Source organism: Streptomyces sp. NPDC005794, from assembly GCF_042871445.1.
In the GTDB taxonomy this organism is placed as follows: Bacteria; Actinomycetota; Actinomycetes; order Streptomycetales; family Streptomycetaceae; genus Streptomyces.
Genome location: NZ_JBIAIN010000009.1, coordinates 103,698 through 121,801, shown reverse-complemented (window position 1 = coordinate 121,801; position 18,104 = coordinate 103,698). Strand labels below are relative to the sequence as shown.

Here is an 18,104-nt window from a genome sequence, read left to right as displayed (position 1 = left end):
AGGATGGCCGGATGTCAGCTCACAAGTCCCCCGACTCAAGCCGTCGCAGTGACCGCTCCCGCCGTGCGATCTGCGACGCCGCTCTCGCACTCGTCGGCGAGGTGGGTTACGCGAGGACGACGATCGAGGGTATCGCCGCCCGGGCCGGGGTCGGCAAGCAGACGATCTACCGCTGGTGGCCGTCGAAGGCGGCCGTGCTCATGGAGGCGTTCCTCGACATGGGCGCCCGGCAGGCGGAGGAGGCCGGCGAGGGCGGCGAGTACGGGATCCCCGACACCGGCGACCTGGCGGCCGACCTCAAGCTGGTCCTGCGGGCCACGGTCGACGAACTGAACGACCCCGTGACCGAGGCGCCCACCCGGGCCCTGACCGCCGAGGGCATCATCGATCCGGCCCTCGGGGCCCGATTCGTCGAGAACCTGCTCGAACCCCAGCTCCAGTTGTACGTCACACGCCTGCGTGCCGCCCAGGAGGCCGGAGAGGTGCGGGCGGACGTCGATCCGCGTATCGCGCTGGAGCTGCTGATCGCCCCGCTCGCCCACCGCTGGCTGCTGAGGACGCTTCCGCTCACCCACGCGTACGCGGACGCCGTCGTCGACCACGCCCTGCGGGGGCTGACCGTCCGGCCATGAATCCGAAGGTGCGTTTCATGACATTCCGTACGAGTGCGGCTACCTCCGTGCAACGGTCCGCGTACCCCGCTTGAGAACTCTGGCCACCCGAGGAGCAGGATGGTGCGACCATGGAGAGGTAACCGCTGAGGTGAGGGGATAGATGGGCGCCGATTCCGGCCGCTGTCGCGGCACAGAGGGCAGGATTTCCCAGTGGCTGCGCAGGCGGCCGAAACCACAGCCGGAAGCCGACGACGCGGCGCGGCTGGCGCTGCTCCTGGCCGTCGCCGAGGCAGGAATGCCCATCTCACCCGCAGCGCACCCGTCGGGATACCGGTGTTCGTGCGAACGCATCGGCTGTCCGACCCCCGCGCGGCACCCCATCTCGTTCGCCTGGCAGACGCAGTCCACGACGGACCGCGCGCAGATCGAGCGCTGGGCGGCCAACCAGCCGCTGGCCAACTTCATCACCGCGACGGGCATGATCCACGACGTCCTCGACGTCCCCCTCTCCGCGGGGCTCGCCGCCCTGGAGCGGCTCACCGATGCGGGCGTCGACGTCGGCCCCGTGGCCCAGTCCGGCAGCGACCGGATGCTCTTCTTCGCCGCCACCCGTGGCACCCCCGACGACGAGGACGAGTGGTGGCCCTGCGAGCTGGACTGCCACCCCGAGACCATGGACGAGCACCCCGGGCTCCGCTGGCACTGCCGTGGCAGCTATGTCCTCCTGCCGCCCGCACGGCTCCCCGGTGAACTGGACGTGCACTGGATCCGCGGCCCGGAGAACCCTTTGCCCGATCCGCTGACCCTGCTCGAGACGCTCACCGACGCCTGCGCGCAGTACGCGGACACGGCCGACGCGAGCGACCTCGACCACGATGCGGTGGCCTGGCCGCTCAGCCGCTGAGGGCGATCACGGGTTGCAGGGCCCGCCGGGAGACCCGTAGGGCCCTGCAGCCGACGGCGGGTCAGGAGCCCTGCGCCGCGACCAGACCGGGCAGCCGGTTGAGTACGCGTACCTTGCCGGCCGCACCCCCGGCGTCCTCCGCGCCCTTCTTGGGCACGTAGACCAGCTGGCTGGAGACCCGTTCCTTGGTGAGGGTGCTCTTCACCTCGCCGGTCAGCAGCGCCCGCACGTCCGCCGTGACCGTCGGCCGCAGTCCCCGCGCCGCTGTCTGCCGCTCGAAGTGCTTGCTGCTGAAGAAGACCAGCGCCCCGCCGTCCTCCGTCGTCAGACCCAGCGGTGCGAACGTCCCTGAACCCAGCGGCTGGTCGACGTACTGGTAGGAGAAGCCCGCCCTGCGGGTGGTCTTCCGCGCCTCGCGCCAGCCCGAGGTCATCGAGCCCGGAGCGAACACGTCCGGCGCGCCGTCCTTGAGGTAGTCCGTGTACGTGGTGCTCAGGTCCGCCGGCGGGGTGACCAGCGCGGCGTCCGTGTCCGCGGAGGGCACCGGCTGGGCCCAGCCCTCGGCGTCCTTGCGGAACTTCGGTATCCCGGACGGCGAGGCGACCGCCAGATAGGAGGCCTTCCACGGCGCGTCCGGCCCGGTGCGGACGAACCCCAGCAGCCAGCGGGTGTCCAGCTTCCCGCCGTCCTGGTCGCGGTTGGAGTCGGTGTCCGCCACGAACCACCGTGGCCACCCCGCCTTCTTGGGGATGGCGTACGAGGCGTCGGTCAGCTCCAGAGGTGTGTGCCGCGCGTTGCCCTCCGGGCTGTTCTTCTGCCGCGCGGCCAGACCGGCCTGGTTGATCGCGCCGAGCGAACCGGTCACCTGGTCCGCGTCGAGCGCGGGATCGTATGACTTGTCCGCCTTGTTGTACGCGACGGTGAAGTCCTCCAGGGCCTTCGCGGCCTCCGACTCCGTCGCTCCCGGCACGACTTCCAGTTCACCGTGCACCGTTACGCAGCCGCTCGCCGTCACGCTCAGAACCGTCGCCGTCGCGAGTCCCGCTGTCAGTCGCCCCAGCCTTGTCATCCGTTGCCTTCTGCGCCTTCTGATCCGTCGTCCGCACTGACCGCCTGAACCCTACCGGGGCGAGGAACAGCACGAGCGTGGGGATGAGATACAGCGCCCACACCGTGACCTGAAGAACGGTCGGATCGGCCTGGAAGTTGAAGACGCCCTTGAGCAGGGTTCCGTACCAGCTGTCCGGAGGGATCGTGGTCGTGATGTCGAACGCCTTGTTCTGCAGGCCGCCGAGGAAGCGGGCCTCCTGCAGGTCGTGCACGCCGTAGGCGAGCACACCCGCCGCCACCACCACGAGCATGCCGCCCGTCCATGTGAAGAATTTCGAGAGGTTGATCCTCAGCGCGCCCCGGTAGAACAGCCAGCTCAGCACGATCGCGGTCACGATGCCCAGCAGCACCCCGATCAGCGGCGACGAGGAACCCTCGCCGCTCGCCCGCACCGACGCCCACACGAACAGCGCGGTCTCCAGGCCCTCTCGGCCCACTGCCAGGAAGGCGGTGGCCACCAGCGCGCCGGTGCCCATCGCGAGTGCCGTGTCGAGCCTGCCGTGCAGTTCCTTCCTCAGATGCCGCGCGGTACGCCGCATCCAGAACACCATCCACGTCACGAGCCCGACGGCGATGATCGACAGCGACCCCCCGAGCATCTCCTGTGCCTCGAAGGTCAGCTCCTGGGAGCCGAATTCGAGCGCGGCGCCGAAGGTGAGCGAGATCGTGCAGGCGATGGCGATGCCGATCCACACCGGGCGCAGCGCGTCACGCCGGCCGGTCTTGACCAGGTAGGCGATGAGGATGCAGACGACCAGACCGGCCTCGAGCCCCTCACGCAGGCCGATCAGATAGTTGCCGAACATGCCGGTCCCTCCACGGTGTCGGTCATGAGAACAGTGCCCGCCCCCACCAGTCGTCCGTGTCGCGGACGCCCGGCGGAACGGCGAAGACAGCCGAACCCACGTGCTGGATGTACTCGTTGAGCGCGTCGGAGGCCGCGAGGCTGCGCTGCACCGGAATGAAGCCCGTGCGGACGTCCCGCTGGTAGGCCAGGAAGAACAGCCCCGCGTCGAGCCTGCCCAGACCGTCCGTACCGTCGGTGAAGGAGTAGCCGCGGCGCAGGATCGTCGCCCCGGCGTTGGTGTCCGGGTGCGCCAGGCGCACGTGCGCGGTCGGCAGCATCGCCTTCAGGAACGGCTCGTCGCGCTCCTTGGCCTTGCCGACGGGAGCGCCCTCGCCCTTGTCGCGGCCGAAGACGTCCTCCTGCTCCTGCAGCGGAGCCCGGTCCCACGTCTCGATGTGCATGCGGATGCGCCGGGCCACCAGGTACGAACCCCCGGCCATCCACCCGGCGTCGTCCGTCCCGCCCGCCCACACGTGCTTCTTCAGCGCGGCGTCGTCCGTGCCGGAGATGTTCCGGGTGCCGTCCTTGAACCCCATCATGTTGCGCGGGGTCTGTGCGCTGGGCGTCGTCGAGGACGTCTTGCCGAACCCCAGCTGCGACCAGCGGACGGCGGTGCGCCCCATTCCGATCCTGGCAAGGTTCCGGATGGCGTGCACGGCGACCTGCGGGTCGTCCGCGCACGCCTGGACGCACAGGTCCCCGCCGCTGCGGGCGGTGTCCAGGTTGTCGCCGGGGAACTTCGGCAGATCCACCAGTGCTTCGGGCCGCCGTCCCTCGAGGCCGAAGCGGCCCCTGGCGAACAGGGACGGGCCGAAGCCGAGCGTGAGCGTCAGCCGGGAGGGCCTGAGTCCCAGCGCCTCGCCCGTGTCGTCCGGCGGGGCCTCCGCGGGCCCTCCGTACGCTCCCTCGCCCACGGGCCGCCCGGCAGTCATCCGCTCGGCGGCCCGGGTCCATTCCCTGAGGAGGGCGATCAGCTCGGCCCGGTCCTTCGTCGTCACGTCGAACGAGGCGAAGTGCAGCCTGTCCTGAACGGCAGTGGCGATACCCGCCTGGTGAGCCCCGTGGAAGGGCACCGCCGCGCCGTCGTCCGAGGCCGGCTCCGCACTTCCGCCGGAGCGCACCGCGGCGACCGCGCCGCCCGCCGCCGCGGCGCCGAGCGCCAGCCCGGCACCGCCCCAGCCGAGCAGAGCGCGGCGCGACGGCGCGACGGCGCGCTCGTCCCCGTCGACCGCGTTGCTCGCGTCGTCTGCGTCATCGGCGTGGGCGCCGTCGCCCCCGGTCCCGGTCATGCTCCGGCTCCCGCTCACTTCGTGACCGCGGCGGCGAGCTTGGACAGCGGCTCCGCGAGCGCGTTGACCGCGTCGGAGAGCTCCTTGCGGTCCGCCTTGCCGACCTTGTCGTACGAGGTGAAGTCGTAGGAGGCCTTGTCCGCGCGGTAGGTGTCCAGCAGGGTGTTCAGCGCCGCGAACTGCTTGTCCAGGGAGGCGGTCAGCGCCGCGTCGTTCTTCGACGCGATCGGCTTGAGGAGCTCGTAGGACTGCTCCGCGCCCTCGACGTTCGCCTTGAAGTCGACGAGGTCGGTGTGGCTGTAGCGCTCCTCCTCGCCGGTGACCTTGCCGGTGGCGACCTCGTCGAGGAGCTCCTTGGCGCCGTTGGCCATCGAGGTCGGGGTGATGTCGGCCCTGCCGACCCGCTTCTGCCAGTCCAGCAGGTCCGTGTAGAGGGTGGGCGCGAGCGCCTTCTCCTCGGCGCCCAGCTTCTTGTCCTGCCACAGCGCCTTCTCCAGGCGGTGCCAGCCGGTCCACTTCTGGCCGTCCTCCAGGCCGTCCTCGCGGACGTCCACCTTCGGGTCGATGTCACCGAAGGACTCGGCGACCGGCTCGGTTCGCTCCCAGCCGATCCGGGAGCCCGCGTACGCCTTCTTCGCCGCCTCGATGTCGCCCGCGGCGACCGCGTCCGTGAAGACCTTCACCTTGGGCAGCGTCTCGTCGGCCTGCGCCTGCACATACGCGCGGTAGCCGCCGACGGCCTTGTCCATCTCCGGGCTGCGCGCGGCGGCCTTCCCTCCGGTGACCTCGACCGTCTGCCGGATGCCCTTGCCCTTCATGCCGGGCTTGCAGGCGATCTCGTACGTGCCGGCCTTGATCTCGGCCGTGATCTTCGCCTTGGTGCCCGGGCCGATGTTCTCGCGCTCGGTGACGATCCGGTCGTCAGGGAAGAGGACGTAGACCTCGGTGACCTTGGATCCCTTGTTCTCCACGGCGAGTTCGACGTGGCCGGCCGGGATCTTCGTCGACGACACGGTGCAGGAGTCGTCCTTGGCCACCACCTGGACGGCCCCCTCTCCCTTGCCGTCGCTCTTCTCGGCGCAGCCCGTGACGGCGGTCAGGGCGGCCACCGTGGCGACAGCGGTGACGACGGAGGAACGAAGGGCTCGCATGCGGGGCTCCACAAGGGGGAAAGAGCGGGTGATGGTGCGGACGAATAGCAGGTGAGGCGGCCCTAACTTAACCGTGCCTTACCTCGCCTGTACCCGTGGCGACCGTGATTCGCATCTCAGTCGACGCTGCCGGAAACGCTCCGGTCACGGAGCCCTCATGGGGAACCCACGGGAGGGTCAAAAGCGGGTCAAGCAAGCCTTTTCGGAACGGCGAGCGGCACTCCGGCCCGAGGGGCGGCCCCGTGACGCCAGGGCGTCCCGCGCGGTGCTTGAATGCGCATGTGAACGACTTCGAGGTACCCGAAGGCATCGACGTACTGCGTGTGTTCTGCGGCCCGGACGGCCGCCACGGCAATCCGCTCGGCGTCGTGCGCGACGGGCGCAGGTATCCCGACAACGAGTCACGGCAGGTGCTCGCACGGAAGCTCGGCTTCAGCGAGACGGTGTTCGTGGACGACCCGGAGCGCGGGACCGTCGACATCCGTACGCCCGGTCTGCGGCTGCCGTTCGCCGGGCATCCGCTCGTCGGCGCGGCCTGGCTGCTCGACCTGGAGATCCTGGAGCTGACCGTGGGGGACGTGTTCGCCCGTCAGGACGGCGAGTTCACCTGGATCACGGCCCGCTCGGAATGGGTGCCGCCGAGGAGGCTGGAACGTTACGCGTCGGTCGCGGAGGTCGAGGCGCTGACGGGGCCGCCGCCCGGCGAGGGCTGGCTCTACGTCTGGGCCTGGGAGGACGAGGCCGCCGGCCGTGTACGGGCGCGTGCCTTCCCGCGGCGCGACGACGGCGTGGAGGAGGACGAGGCGACCGGCGCGGCGGCCATGCTGCTGAGCGCCGAGCTCGGCAGGGCCCTCAACATCACACAAGGGCGCGGCTCCCAGATCCTCACCGCGCCCGCGCCGGACGGCACGATCGAGATCGGGGGCCGCGTCCTCCTGGTGGTCGCCTCGTGATCACGCGCTGAGCGGGAAGACCTCGCCCAGCTCGCGGAAGACGGCGGTGTTCAGCGCGAAGGCGCGCTTGCACTCGTCGATGATCCGCTGCTTCTCCAGGTCGTCGGCGTTCACCGCGTCCAGCAGCTCCCGGTACTCCCGCTTGAAGGCGGCCGGGTTGGGGATCTGCTCGAACACGTAGAAGCGCACCCCGTCGCCCTTGCGCTCGAAGCCCCAGGTCTTCTCGGCGGTGCCGCGGATGATCTGGCCGCCCGAGAGGTCGCCGAGGTAGCGGGTGTAGTGGTGCGCTATGTATCCGGCGGGCCACTCCCGGGCGCACTCGGCGACCCGCGCGGCGTACGCGGCGGTGGCGGGCAGCGGCTCCAGCCCGTCGCGCCAGCCCTCGCCCCGCAGATGGGCGAGGTCGCGCTCCAGCTCGGCCGTGCGCATCAGCTCCGGCTGGATGAAGGGCCCGGTGACCGGGTCCTCGCTCAGGGCCTGCGCGCCGTCCTCCAGCGCCCGGTAGACGAACCACAGCTGCTCGGTGTAGCGCGCGTACGCGTCCACCCCGAGCCGTCCGCCGAGCATGTCGCCCATGAAGGTCGAGGACTCGGCCTCCGTGTGCTGCTCGTGCGAAGCGGTGCGGATGAGAGTCGAGAAGGGCGGGGTGGTGACGGTCGAGTCCAAGGCGGGCCTCCGGGGACCGAGGGGACGGGAAGTCCGGACAGGAAGGTGCGTATCGGTGCCGGTCGTACGCGTGACTACGCACCGATAGGCCGATCCTCCTGCTTAGGCATACCTAAGTCAACAGCTTCCCGACCTCGTGTCGGTAAACCGGCGCTCACGGAAGCGTCAGGATCTCCGCCCCGGTCTCGGTCACCACCAGTGTGTGCTCGAACTGCGCGGTCCGCTTCCGGTCCTTCGTCACCACGGTCCAGCCGTCGTCCCACGTGTCGTAGTCATGGGTCCCGAGCGTCAGCATCGGTTCGATGGTGAACGTCATTCCGGGCTGCATCACGGTCGTCGCGTGCGGGCTGTCGTAGTGCGGGATGATCAGGCCGGAGTGGAACGAGGAATTGATCCCGTGCCCGGTGAAGTCCCGTACCACCCCGTAGCCGAACCGCTTCGCGTACGACTCGATGACACGGCCGATCACATTGATCTGCCGTCCGGGCCGCACCGCCTTGATGGCGCGGTTCAGTGACTCCCGGGTGCGCTCCACGAGGAGCCGCGACTCCTCGTCGACGTCACCGCAGAGGTAGGTGGCGTTGTTGTCCCCGTGCACACCGTCGATGTACGCGGTGACGTCGAGGTTCACGATGTCGCCGTCCCGCAGCACGGTGGAGTCGGGGATGCCGTGGCAGATGACCTCGTTGAGCGAGGTGCACAGCGACTTCGGGAAGCCCCGGTAGCCGAGCGTCGACGGGTAGGCCCCGTGGTCCACCATGAACTCATGGGCGACCCGGTCGAGTTCGTCGGTGGTGACCCCCGGGGCGATGTGCTTGGCGGCCTCCTCCATCGCCTGCGCCGCGATACGGCCCGCGATCCGCATGCGCTCCACGGTGTCGGAGTCCTGGATCTCCGGCCCGGTGTACGGAGCGGGGGCGGGCTTCCCCACGTACTCGGGGCGCCGGATCTTTCCGGGAACGGAACGGACGGGAGTGATCTCCCCTGGTGCGAGAAGCGACTGGCCAGACATGCCAGCGAGTCTAACCAGCGTGCTCGGGGCACCATGGCAACGAGGAAAGGATTCCGCGATGGCTCTGTTCAAGAAGCGCACGGTGGGCAAACCGGGCGAGTGGTACTACTGCCTGCAGCACAAGAAGGTCGAGGAGGGCCCCGAGTGCCCCGGGAAGGACCGCTTCGGCCCGTACGCCACCCCGGGAGAGGCACAGCACGCGATGGACACGGCGCGCGAGCGGAACCTCGAGTGGGAGAACGACCCGAAGTGGCACGACGGCTCGGAACGGCCGACGGACGAGACGCCGGACTAGACCCGAGGCGCCTCTTCCGGGCCGGCGCTCGCGGCGCGCCGTCGTGCGGCGTCCTCGTCCGTCTCGGAGTCGTACGTGAGGAGCTTCGGAAGTGCCGCGGCCAGCAGCGCGACCGAAGCGACGCACGCCACCCCGCCCGTCCAGATCGCGGTCCGGGTGCCCGTCCAGCCTGCCATCGCGCCCGCTCTGACCTGGCCGAGCTGAGGACCGACGCTGTACGAGAGGACCTCGATCCCCGCCAGCCTGCCCCGCAGCTCGTCGGGGATCGTCTGGTTCCAGATCGTGGAGCGCCCGAGCCCGCTCAGCATGTCGCCCGCGCCGGCGACCCCCAGGCAGCAGAGCACCAGCCAGACGTTCCCGAACCACCCGGCCGCCGCGATGGCCAGGCCCCACACCGCCGCGCCGCCCACGACGAACAGCCCGTGCCGGCGCACCCGTGAGGTCCATCCGCTGGTCAGCCCGAGCAACAGCGAGCCCACCGACCCCGCCGCGTACATCAGGCCCAGCGACCACTCCGCGTCGAGCTCCTCCGCCAGGAACGGGAAGATCGTGTTCGGGAAGGCGAAGAGCATCGCCGCCAGGTCGATCGCGTACGTCCCCAGCAGCACGGGGCGGCTCCAGGCGTAGCGCGCGCCCTCCGCGATCCCCCGGAGCGACGGTTTCCGCGCGTCGTGTGCGGGCGGGGCCGCGGACAGCCGCAGGCACAGCAGGACGGAGACGGCGAACGTGACGACGGTGACGCCGTACGCGGTGGCGTGCCCGGCATAGGCCACGACGAGCCCCGCCAGCGCCGGGCCCGCGATCGCGCCCACCTGCCAGCGCAGTGAGTTCAGCGCTGCCGCCGCAGTGAGCTGGTCGTGCGGCACGATCCGGGCCATCAGCGAGTCCAGCGCGGGCCGTTGCAGTCCCGCCAGTGCGGAGACCCCGGCGGCCACCAGGTAGAGGGGCCAGAGCGCCGGCTCGGGCGCTGTCGCGTTCACCAGCAGGACGACGGCGAGCACACCGAGGCCGGCCTCGGTGCCCAGGATGACCTTGCGGCGGTCGGCGGAGTCGGCCAGCGCCCCTCCGTACAGGCCGAAGACGATGAGCGGGACGAGCTCCACCGCCCCCATGGCCCCGACCGCGAGCGGCGACCCGGTGAGGTCCTTGATCTGCAGCGGCAGGGCGATCAGGGCCATGAAGCTGCCGAAGTAGGTGATCAGCCCCTGGACCCACAGCAGCCGGAAGTCGGCGGAGGAACGCCAGGGCGTGAGGTCGGGCAGCAGACGAGAGGTCACGGTGGGCATGTTCGGCCGCCCCTGCCCTCCCGGCAACCGATTTCCCCCACGGGCCGGGGCCGTCACCAGCGGGCCGGGGGCGGGGCCGTCAGCTGGTCGGCCAGGCGGGAGAGGCGGTCGCGGAACGTGCGGCGGCCCCGGGGTGACGGGGAGCCGTTCTCTCCCGCTGCGGCGCTCACCAGGTGCTGGACCGTGTCCAGGTCGACCTCGGCATCGCCGGAGACGGTGAGCGCCTCATGGGCGAGGCCCCGCACCTCCGGGTCGCCGCCGTCCAGTGCGAGCACCGTCGCCCCCGCGCGGCGCGCGTCGTGCACCCGTTCCAGCAGGCCGCCGTCGGGCCGCTCGGGCGCCACCACGAGCAGCGTCTCGCCTCGCCCGGCCGCCTCGATCCGGCTCAGGCCGACGGCCAGCTGCACCGGGTCGTCCGGCTCCACCCGGTGGCGTACGAGGGTGGGCCGCAGCTGCGGCAGACCCGACCACGTGGACTCGTCCACCAGGTGCGCGGCCAGGTGCCACGGCTCGTAGACCTCGGTCCCCACCAGCAGCAGCCCCCCGCCCTGCGGGACGACGGCGGCCCGCAGGGTCCGGGCGAAGCCGCGGGCCGCCGCGGGCCACTCCGTTCCGGCGAGCACTTCACGCAGCAGGGCGACACGTACGGCATCCATGGCCCCGCATCCTGCCGCTGCCCCGGCCCCGTGACTGCCCGATCGCGGTAATCCACCCGAACGGGAACGTTCCCCCCGCCGCCCGTGACGCACGTCGCAGAGCGGACGAGGAGCGGGTTCACCCTCCCTACCTGGCAGTAGGGTCGGCGCCATGACTACGAACGACAGTGGAAGCGCCCCCAAGCCCCCCGCCAAGGACCCCTGGGACCTCCCCGACGTCTCCGGCCTGACCGTGGGCGTACTCGGCGGAACCGGCCCCCAGGGCCGGGGCCTCGCCTACCGCTTCGCCCGCGCCGGACAGAAGGTCGTCATCGGCTCGCGCGCCGCCGACCGCGCCGAGGCCGCCGCCGCGGAGCTGGGCCACGGCGTCGAGGGCGCGGACAACGCGGAGTGCGCGCGCCGCAGCGACGTCGTGATCGTCGCCGTGCCGTGGGACGGCCACGCCAAGACGCTCGAGTCACTGCGCGAGGAGCTCGCCGGAAAGCTCGTCGTCGACTGCGTCAACCCGCTCGGCTTCGACAAGAAGGGCGCCTACGCCCTGAAGCCCGAGGAGGGCAGCGCCGCCGAGCAGGCCGCCGCCCTGCTTCCCGACTCCCGGGTCACCGCCGCCTTCCACCACCTCTCGGCGGTGCTGCTCCAGGACGAGACGATCGAGGAGATCGACACCGATGTGCTGGTGCTGGGCGAGGCACGCGCCGACACCGACACCGTGCAGGCACTCGCGAGCCGGATCCCCGGGATGCGCGGCGTCTTCGCCGGCCGGCTGCGCAACGCGCACCAGGTCGAGTCGCTGGTGGCGAACCTGATCTCCGTCAACCGCCGTTACAAGGCACACGCGGGGCTGCGCACCACCGACGTGTGAGCCCGTGACCGGAGCCGAATCGGGCATGAGGGACACTGGACGGGACCGCGCACCATTCCCGGACAGGAGCACCAGCCCTCATGCCCCGCCTCGCTCTCTACGCCAGCATCGTCTGCGCCCTCGCCGTCGTCGCGGCCGTGGTGTCCTTCGTCCAGGGCAGCGTCCTGCCGGGCGTCGTCTGGGTGCTGCTGGCCGGTCTCTCCTCGAACATGGCGTGGTTCTACCTGCGCAAGCACAAGATGGAGTCCCGCGCCGAAGCCGCCGCGCGCTGACGGATCACCGCACTCAGCGGATCATCGCGCAGCCCGGGTCCTGGTCGCCGAACCACTCCTGCCAGAAGCGGTAGGTGTCGAGCCCGCAGTACGTCTCGACCTCGCTGACGCCCAGGCCCCGCAGCAGGGCGTCCACCGCGTCGAAGAAGACCCCGTTGAGCTCGGGGATCCACAGGAGCGCGAAGACCGCGATCAGCCCGAAGGGCGCGAACGGCTCCACCTGACGCCGGATCTTGTACGAGAGCCACGGCTCGATCACGCCGTAGCCGTCGAGCCCCGGGACCGGCAGGAAGTTCAGGATCGCCGCCGTCACCTGGAGCAGCGCCAGGAAGGCCAACGCGATCCGGAAGGACACCGGAACGCCGTCCAGGGCGCCCAGCCAGAACGGCGCCGTACAGACGACGGCGAACAGCACGTTGGTCAGGGGGCCGGCCGCCGAGATCAGGCTGTGCTTCCAGCGCCCGTTGATCCGGCCCCGCTCGATGTAGACCGCCCCGCCCGGCAGACCGATGCCGCCCATGATCACGAACAGCACGGGCAGCACGATGCTCAGCAGGGCATGGGTGTACTTGAGCGGATTGAGCGTCAGATAGCCCTTCGCCCCGATCGAGATGTCGCCGCTGTGCAGCGCGGTCCGCGCGTGGGCGTACTCGTGGAGGCAGAGCGACACGATCCAGGCCGTGGTGACGAAGAGGAAGATCGCGAAACCGGTCTGCTCCGCGAAATCCGTCCACACCGCCCAGCCCGAGACGGCCATGGCGGCGGCGATCCCGACGAAGATCGGGCTGACCCGCCGGTCGCTGGGTCGGCGGAACGCGGTGGTCATCGGCTGTACTCCTGGGGGCTGGACGGCGGCTGGAGCCCCCGACAGTACGGGTGCCACGGCGAGAACGCCTCACCGGCTGGTGGCAGTTCCCCGGAGGGCGGTGCCGTCACGGACAATGGGCCCGTGTACTACGGCCTCCTCGGTACCACCCGCGCCCTCCGCGTCGACGGCACGCCCGTGACCCTCGGCGGGGCCCGGCTGCGCGCCGTGCTCACCGTGCTCGCGCTGAGCCCGGGGCGTACGGTCCCGGTCGGGGTGCTCGTCGACGAGGTGTGGGACGGCGACCCGCCCGCCGACGCCCCGGGCGCCCTGCAGGCACTGGTGGGCCGGCTCAGACGCGCGCTGGGCCGGGACGCGGTCGCATCGGCGGGGAACGGCTACCGCCTCGCCGCCGACCCGGACGCCGTGGACCTGCACCGCTTCGAGCGGCTCGCCGGGGAGGGGGCCCGGGCGCTGCGGGAAGGTGACGCGGCGAAGGCCGCCACCCTCCTCGACGACGCGCTCGCCCTGTGGCGCGGACCCGCCCTCGCCGATCTGCCGGACCGCGCCGTGGCGGCGGCCCGCTGGGAGGCCAGGCGCCTGGACGTCCGCCGCACCCGGGCCGAGGCCGTCCTCGCGCAGGGCCGTGCCGACGACGCCCTGCCCGAACTGGCCGGGCTCTGCGCCGACCACCCCCTGGACGAACCTCTGCAGGCCCTCCGGATCAGGGCGTTGCGGGACGCCGGACGCACCGCCCAGGCGCTCGCGGCGTACGACGAGGTGCGTGCCCTGCTCGCCGACCGGCTCGGCACCGACCCGGGCCCCGCACTGCGGGCCCTGTACGAAGGGCTGTTGCGCCAGGACCCGCCCGCCCCGGCCCCCGCTCCCGCCGCCCTGCCCGCCCGGCCGGGCAATCTGCGGACCAGGCTCACGAGCTTCGTAGGACGTGAGACGGACATGGCGGACCTGCGCCAGGACCTGACCCGGGCCCGGCTGGTCACCCTCCTGGGCCCCGGCGGCGCGGGAAAGACCAGACTGTCCCAGGAAGCCGCCGAGACGGCCGCCGCCTCCTGGCCGGACGGCGTGTGGCTGGTGGAACTCGCCCCGGTCGACGACCCGGAGGCGGTCCCCGAGGCCGTACTCAGCGCGCTCGGTGCCCGGGAGACCGTGCTGCGGGGTGCCGGCGCCGAAAGCCTGCGCGCCGTCGAGCGGAGTTCGGGGACGGGGGCGGGGAGCGCGATCGCCCACCTCACCGAGCACTGCTCCCAGCGGAAGATGCTCCTGCTGCTCGACAACTGCGAGCATGTGATCGGGGCGGCGGCCCGGCTCGCCGACCACCTCCTCGCCCGCTGCCCCGGCCTCACCGTCCTGGCGACCAGCCGCGAGCCCCTCGGTGTCCCCGGCGAACTGGTGCGCCCCGTAGGCCCGTTGCCCGACCCCATGGCGCTGCGCCTGCTCGCCGACCGCGGTGCTGCCGCCAGGCCCGGCTTCCGGGTCGACGCCGACCCGGAGACGGCGGCGGCCTGCGCCGAGATCTGCCACCGTCTCGACGGGCTCCCGCTCGCCGTCGAACTGGCCGCCGCCCGGCTGCGGATGCTCGGCCCGCGCCAGATCGCCGACCGGCTCGACGACCGCTTCCGCCTGCTGACCAGCGGCAGCCGCACCGTACTGCCGCGCCAGCAGACCCTGCGCGCGGTCGTCGACTGGTCGTGGGACCTCCTCGACGACGGCGAACGCGCCGTACTGCGACGGCTGTCCGTGTTCGCCGGGGGCTGCGACATCACCGCGGCGGAGGAAGTCTGTTCCCTGCCCGGAGCGGATCCCGGCGACACCGACGCCCGCGACGTGGCGTCCCTCCTCGGCTCCCTGGTCGACAAATCCCTGGTCGTGGCCGCCCCCGGCGACGACGGCGACATGCGCTACCGGCTCCTGGAGACCGTCGGCGAATACGCCGCGGAACGCCTCGCCGCGTCGGGGGAGCGGGCTGCCGCCGAACGCCACCACCTCGTCCACTACCGGGAGCTCGCCCGCGCGACCGACCCCCGACTCCGCGGCGCGGGACAGCGGGCCGCGCTCGCGCTGTTCCGCCGTGAGTACGAGAACGTGCGCACCGCGCTGCGGCGTGCGGTCGCCGCGCAGGACGAGCACGAGGCGCTCTGCCTCGTGCACTGTCTCTTCTGGTACTGGCAGATGCGTGATCTGCGGAGCGAGGCGCGCTTCTGGTCCGACGCGGTCGCGGCTCTCGGCCCCGATCCGTTCGCCGGACCCGTCGAGCCCGCCCCCTCGCTGGCCGAACGCTGCACCGACCGTCCGCCGCCGATGGAACCGGAGCAGCTTCAGGAGGCCCGGCGCGGGGTGCGGCTGGTCCAGCTGGCCAACATGGACCACGAGACCGACGAGTGGGTCACGGGCGCCGGCCTGGAACGCCTGCGGGCGGTCGCCCGGACCTACCGGCCCGGCCAGCCGCAGACCTGCCGCACGCCGGGGTCGATGTGGATGTTCGCCGTCCTGTTCACCGGGGACCACGACCAGTTCCGTGCGCTGCTGGACGGCACGGTGCGCACCTGCCGGGAGCTCGGTGAGGAGTGGGAGCTCGCCACCGCCCTCCAGATGCGGGCCAACGCGCTGGCGAACCGCCCCGACTGGGCGGGCGAGGCCGGGCGTGACGCCGACGAGAGCCTGGACATCTTCACGCGCCTCGGGGACGCCTGGGGCGCCGCCGAGGCACTCGCCTCCAGGGGCGAGGCCAACGAGCGCAACGGGGACAGTGAGGCCGCCGCCGAGGACTTCCACGCCGGCGTCGTCTACGCCGAACAACTCGGAGCGCACGCCCAGGTGGCGGTGCTGCGCGCCAGATACGCCTCCGCGCTCTGCGACACGGGCCGTGGGGAGGAGGGGGAACGTATCCTGCGCGACGTCCTCGCCGAGGGGGGCGGGTCGGGCTCCGAGGCCAGGCCCTGGGCCCGGCTGTACCTCGCGCTCTGGCTGGGAAGGACCGGCCGTATCACTGAGGCGCGTGAGCACCTGGACATACTGCGCGAGGTGTTCGCGTCCGAGAACGTGCCGTTCTTCGAGGGGTTCATCCTGGGTTTCCAGGCCTGGCTGGACAACCTGGAGGGGCTCTACGACACCGCCCTGCCCCGAGCCGTCCGCGCGATGGAGCGGTCCCGGGACACCATGGTGATGATGGTGGCGCCCCATATGACCGCCATCCACCTGGTCGCCGTCGCCTGGGCGCTGGCAGGGCCCGGTGGGGAGCGGCGCGGCGCGGACGCGGCGCGGCTGCTCGGCCTCCACGCGGCGCTGCTCCCGGAGAGATACGTGACCACGGCGACGGAGCGCCGGGACCTGGCCCGCGCGGAGGGGACCGTCCGCGCCGCCCTGCCGGACGCCGGGGCGTACGAGGCGGCGTACGCCGAGGGCGGTGGCCTCACGATCGAGGAGGCCACCACCCTGGCGCACGCGTACCTGGACGCGTAGAGGTCAGGTCTTCTTGCGGAACTTGGACACCGCGAGCGGCGCCGTCACCGCGGTGATGACCACGGTCCAGCCGAGCGTCAGCCAGACCGAGTGGCCGAGCGGGCCGTTCATCATCAGGCCGCGGGCCGCGTCGGCCAGGTTGGACAGCGGATTGTAGTCGGTGAACGTCTGCAGCCAGCCGGGCATCGTCTGCGTCGGGGCGAAGATGGAGGAGCCGAACTGGAGCGGCATCATCACGATCATCCCCATCCCCTGGACCGCCTGGGGGGTCTTCAGGCTCAGTCCGAGCAGGATGAAGATCCACATGATGGCGGCGCCGAACGCGGCCGCCAGGGCGATCGCCCCGATCAGCCCGAGCACCGACCCCTGGAGTTCCATGCCGAGCGCGAAGCCCATGGCGAGCAGGATCAGCGTGGCGACCAGCATCCGGCCGAGCTCGACCACGATCTTGGCGATGAGCACCGAGGAGCGGGCGATCGGCATGGTGCGGAACCGGTCCATGACCCCCTTGCGGAAGTCGTCGTTGACGCCGGATCCGACCGCCATGGCGATGTTCATGCCCATCATCGCCATCAGGCCGGGGATCAGGTAGTTGAGGTAGTCCTGCCGGTTGCCGCCCATGCTGCTGCCGACCGAGCCGCCGAAGACGTACACGAACAGCAGCACGAAGATGACCGGCATCAGGAGCGCGTCGAACATCGACTCCGGATCCTTCTTGATCTGGAGCAGATTGCGCCGCACCAGCGCCCCGATGTGGCGCAGGTTGTTCCGCAGTCCGATCCGGCCCTCGTCGTGGAGCTTCGTGGCCGGGACGGCCGAGGCCGCGTCGGTGGGGCCGGGCGTCAGAGTCGTCGTGCTCATGCCGCGACCTCCTGCGGGATCGTGTCGGTGGGGGTGGCCTTGTCGCCGGTGATGGCGAGGAACACCTCGTCCAGGCTGGGCAGCGCCGTGGCCACATGGGCGAGCGGGAAGCCCCGGGTTCCGAGCAGCCCGATGACGGCGGTCAACTGCGCGTCGCTGAGGATCGGAACGTACAGCAGGCCCTCGTCGGGGACGGCCTGCGCGCCGGCGACCCCGTCGAGTCCGGCCTCCCTGACGGCCTGCGCCATGTCGGCGAGCTGCCCCGGGTCCGAGGGCCGGATCTGCAGGGTGCGGCCGCCGACCTTGGCCTTCAGCTCGTCGACCCCGCCCCGGGCGATGATCTTCCCCCGGTCGATCACGGTGAGCTCGCTCGCGAGCTGTTCGGCCTCTTCCATGTACTGGGTGGTGAGCAGCACGGTCGCCCCCTCTGCGACCATCCGCTGCACCTCGTCCCAGACCTCGTTGCGGGTACGGGGGTCGAGTCCGGTCGTCGGCTCGTCCAGGTAGAGGACGGACGGGCTGCCGATCATCGAGGCGGCCAGGTCGAGCCGGCGCCGCATGCCGCCGGAGTACTCCATCGCGGCCTTCTTGGCGGCTTCGGTGAGCGAGAAGCGCTCCAGCAGCTCGTCGGCACGTGAGCGCGCGGTCTTCCTGGGCAGGTCGAGCAGCCGCCCGATCATGTAGAGGTTCTCCCAGCCGGACAGCTTCTCGTCCACCGAGGCGTACTGCCCGGTCAGGCCTATGGTGCGGCGCAGCTGCCGGGGCTGCTTCACCACGTCGTAGCCGGCGACGACGGCATGCCCCGCGTCCGGCACGATCAGGGTGGACAGGCAGCGTACGAGGGTGGTCTTCCCGGCGCCGTTGGGGCCGAGTACGCCGAGGACGGTGCCCTCGCGCACATCGAGGTCCACACCGTCGAGCGCCTTGGTCGTGCCGTAGTGCTTGACCAGCCCCCGTACCTCGACGGCGTTCCTGCCGCTCCTGAGGTTCTTGTCGTTTCGCGTCATGGACACCATCAGACCAGCGCCCACCGACAAGTCA

At 71.4% G+C, this 18,104-nt stretch carries 18 protein-coding genes; 7 read left to right on the top strand and 11 right to left on the bottom strand.

From position 1 onward, the window contains the following. The first annotated feature begins 11 nt into the window (after window positions 1–11). Both ACFYQ5_RS16590 and ACFYQ5_RS16585 read left to right on the top strand, forming a co-directional pair. Window positions 12–632, top strand: a complete 621-nt coding sequence (locus tag ACFYQ5_RS16590) for a TetR/AcrR family transcriptional regulator (RefSeq protein ID WP_389198021.1) — start codon at window positions 12–14, stop codon at window positions 630–632. Window positions 633–774: 142 nt separating this feature from the next. Beyond that, on the top strand, window positions 775–1,518 hold the full coding sequence (locus ACFYQ5_RS16585; RefSeq protein ID WP_389198020.1) for a bifunctional DNA primase/polymerase: 744 nt from the start codon (window positions 775–777) through the stop codon (window positions 1,516–1,518). Window positions 1,519–1,579: 61 nt separating this feature from the next. Here the strand turns inward: ACFYQ5_RS16585 and ACFYQ5_RS16580 are convergent, their stop codons facing one another. From ACFYQ5_RS16580 to efeO, 4 genes are read right to left on the bottom strand one after another with little or no spacing between them, the layout of a single operon-like run. Further along, window positions 1,580–2,587 (bottom strand): hypothetical protein, encoded by a 1,008-nt coding sequence (locus ACFYQ5_RS16580; RefSeq protein ID WP_389198019.1) that lies wholly within the window; start codon window positions 2,585–2,587, stop codon window positions 1,580–1,582. Then, a complete protein-coding gene (gene efeU / locus ACFYQ5_RS16575; RefSeq protein WP_389198018.1) occupies window positions 2,499–3,434 on the bottom strand; it encodes an iron uptake transporter permease EfeU in 936 nt (311 codons plus the stop codon). The genes ACFYQ5_RS16580 and efeU overlap by 89 nt, the downstream gene beginning before the upstream one ends. Before the next feature lie 22 nt (window positions 3,435–3,456). After that, window positions 3,457–4,764 (bottom strand): iron uptake transporter deferrochelatase/peroxidase subunit, encoded by a 1,308-nt coding sequence (gene efeB, locus ACFYQ5_RS16570; protein WP_389198017.1) that lies wholly within the window; start codon window positions 4,762–4,764, stop codon window positions 3,457–3,459. Between the two features lie 14 nt (window positions 4,765–4,778). Next, window positions 4,779–5,915 (bottom strand): iron uptake system protein EfeO, encoded by a 1,137-nt coding sequence (efeO, locus tag ACFYQ5_RS16565; RefSeq protein ID WP_389198016.1) that lies wholly within the window; start codon window positions 5,913–5,915, stop codon window positions 4,779–4,781. A 281-nt stretch (window positions 5,916–6,196) separates the two neighbouring features. On the opposite strand from efeO, the gene ACFYQ5_RS16560 reads away from it, so the two are divergent. After that, entirely contained in the window at window positions 6,197–6,868 is a 672-nt protein-coding gene (locus ACFYQ5_RS16560) for a PhzF family phenazine biosynthesis protein (RefSeq protein WP_389198015.1), read from the top strand. On the opposite strand, the gene ACFYQ5_RS16555 is transcribed toward ACFYQ5_RS16560, so the two are convergent. After that, window positions 6,869–7,534 (bottom strand): heme oxygenase (biliverdin-producing), encoded by a 666-nt coding sequence (locus ACFYQ5_RS16555; RefSeq protein WP_389198014.1) that lies wholly within the window; start codon window positions 7,532–7,534, stop codon window positions 6,869–6,871. Between the two features lie 154 nt (window positions 7,535–7,688). Further along, entirely contained in the window at window positions 7,689–8,546 is an 858-nt protein-coding gene (gene map, locus ACFYQ5_RS16550) for a type I methionyl aminopeptidase (RefSeq protein ID WP_389198013.1), read from the bottom strand. A 58-nt stretch (window positions 8,547–8,604) separates the two neighbouring features. Here map and ACFYQ5_RS16545 point away from each other — a divergent pair, with 58 nt between their 5' ends. Further along, complete coding sequence (locus ACFYQ5_RS16545) at window positions 8,605–8,841, top strand: hypothetical protein (RefSeq protein ID WP_389198012.1); 237 nt, start codon at window positions 8,605–8,607, stop codon at window positions 8,839–8,841. Here the strand turns inward: ACFYQ5_RS16545 and ACFYQ5_RS16540 are convergent. Both ACFYQ5_RS16540 and ACFYQ5_RS16535 read right to left on the bottom strand, forming a co-directional pair. Then, window positions 8,838–10,127 (bottom strand): MFS transporter, encoded by a 1,290-nt coding sequence (locus ACFYQ5_RS16540; RefSeq protein ID WP_389198011.1) that lies wholly within the window; start codon window positions 10,125–10,127, stop codon window positions 8,838–8,840. The two genes, ACFYQ5_RS16545 and ACFYQ5_RS16540, sit on opposite strands and share 4 nt — an antisense overlap. Window positions 10,128–10,180: 53 nt before the next feature. Beyond that, window positions 10,181–10,783, bottom strand: coding sequence for a hypothetical protein (locus ACFYQ5_RS16535; protein ID WP_389198010.1), 603 nt, complete (start codon window positions 10,781–10,783; stop codon window positions 10,181–10,183). 151 nt (window positions 10,784–10,934) lie between these two features. Between ACFYQ5_RS16535 and npdG the strand changes: the two genes are divergently transcribed. Continuing rightward, window positions 10,935–11,645 carry an NADPH-dependent F420 reductase gene (gene npdG / locus ACFYQ5_RS16530; protein WP_389198009.1) on the top strand — a complete coding sequence of 237 codons (711 nt, stop codon included), beginning with the start codon at window positions 10,935–10,937 and terminating at the stop codon, window positions 11,643–11,645. Window positions 11,646–11,725: 80 nt separating this feature from the next. After that, entirely contained in the window at window positions 11,726–11,917 is a 192-nt protein-coding gene (locus ACFYQ5_RS16525; RefSeq protein WP_389198008.1) for a hypothetical protein, read from the top strand. A gap of 13 nt (window positions 11,918–11,930) precedes the next feature. Here ACFYQ5_RS16525 and ACFYQ5_RS16520 read toward each other — a convergent pair whose 3' ends face one another. Further along, the gene (locus ACFYQ5_RS16520) at window positions 11,931–12,743 is read right to left on the bottom strand and encodes a site-2 protease family protein (RefSeq protein WP_389198007.1); all 813 of its coding nucleotides are present in this window, start codon (window positions 12,741–12,743) and stop codon (window positions 11,931–11,933) included. 123 nt (window positions 12,744–12,866) lie between these two features. Here ACFYQ5_RS16520 and ACFYQ5_RS16515 point away from each other — a divergent pair, with 123 nt between their 5' ends. Then, on the top strand, window positions 12,867–16,202 hold the full coding sequence (locus tag ACFYQ5_RS16515; protein WP_389198006.1) for a BTAD domain-containing putative transcriptional regulator: 3,336 nt from the start codon (window positions 12,867–12,869) through the stop codon (window positions 16,200–16,202). 3 nt (window positions 16,203–16,205) lie between these two features. Here the strand turns inward: ACFYQ5_RS16515 and ACFYQ5_RS16510 are convergent, their stop codons facing one another. Next, the gene (locus ACFYQ5_RS16510) at window positions 16,206–17,063 is read right to left on the bottom strand and encodes an ABC transporter permease (protein WP_389198005.1); all 858 of its coding nucleotides are present in this window, start codon (window positions 17,061–17,063) and stop codon (window positions 16,206–16,208) included. Further along, a complete protein-coding gene (locus tag ACFYQ5_RS16505) occupies window positions 17,060–18,079 on the bottom strand; it encodes an ATP-binding cassette domain-containing protein (RefSeq protein ID WP_389198004.1) in 1,020 nt (339 codons plus the stop codon). The genes ACFYQ5_RS16510 and ACFYQ5_RS16505 overlap by 4 nt, the downstream gene beginning before the upstream one ends. Window positions 18,080–18,104 lie beyond the last annotated feature (25 nt).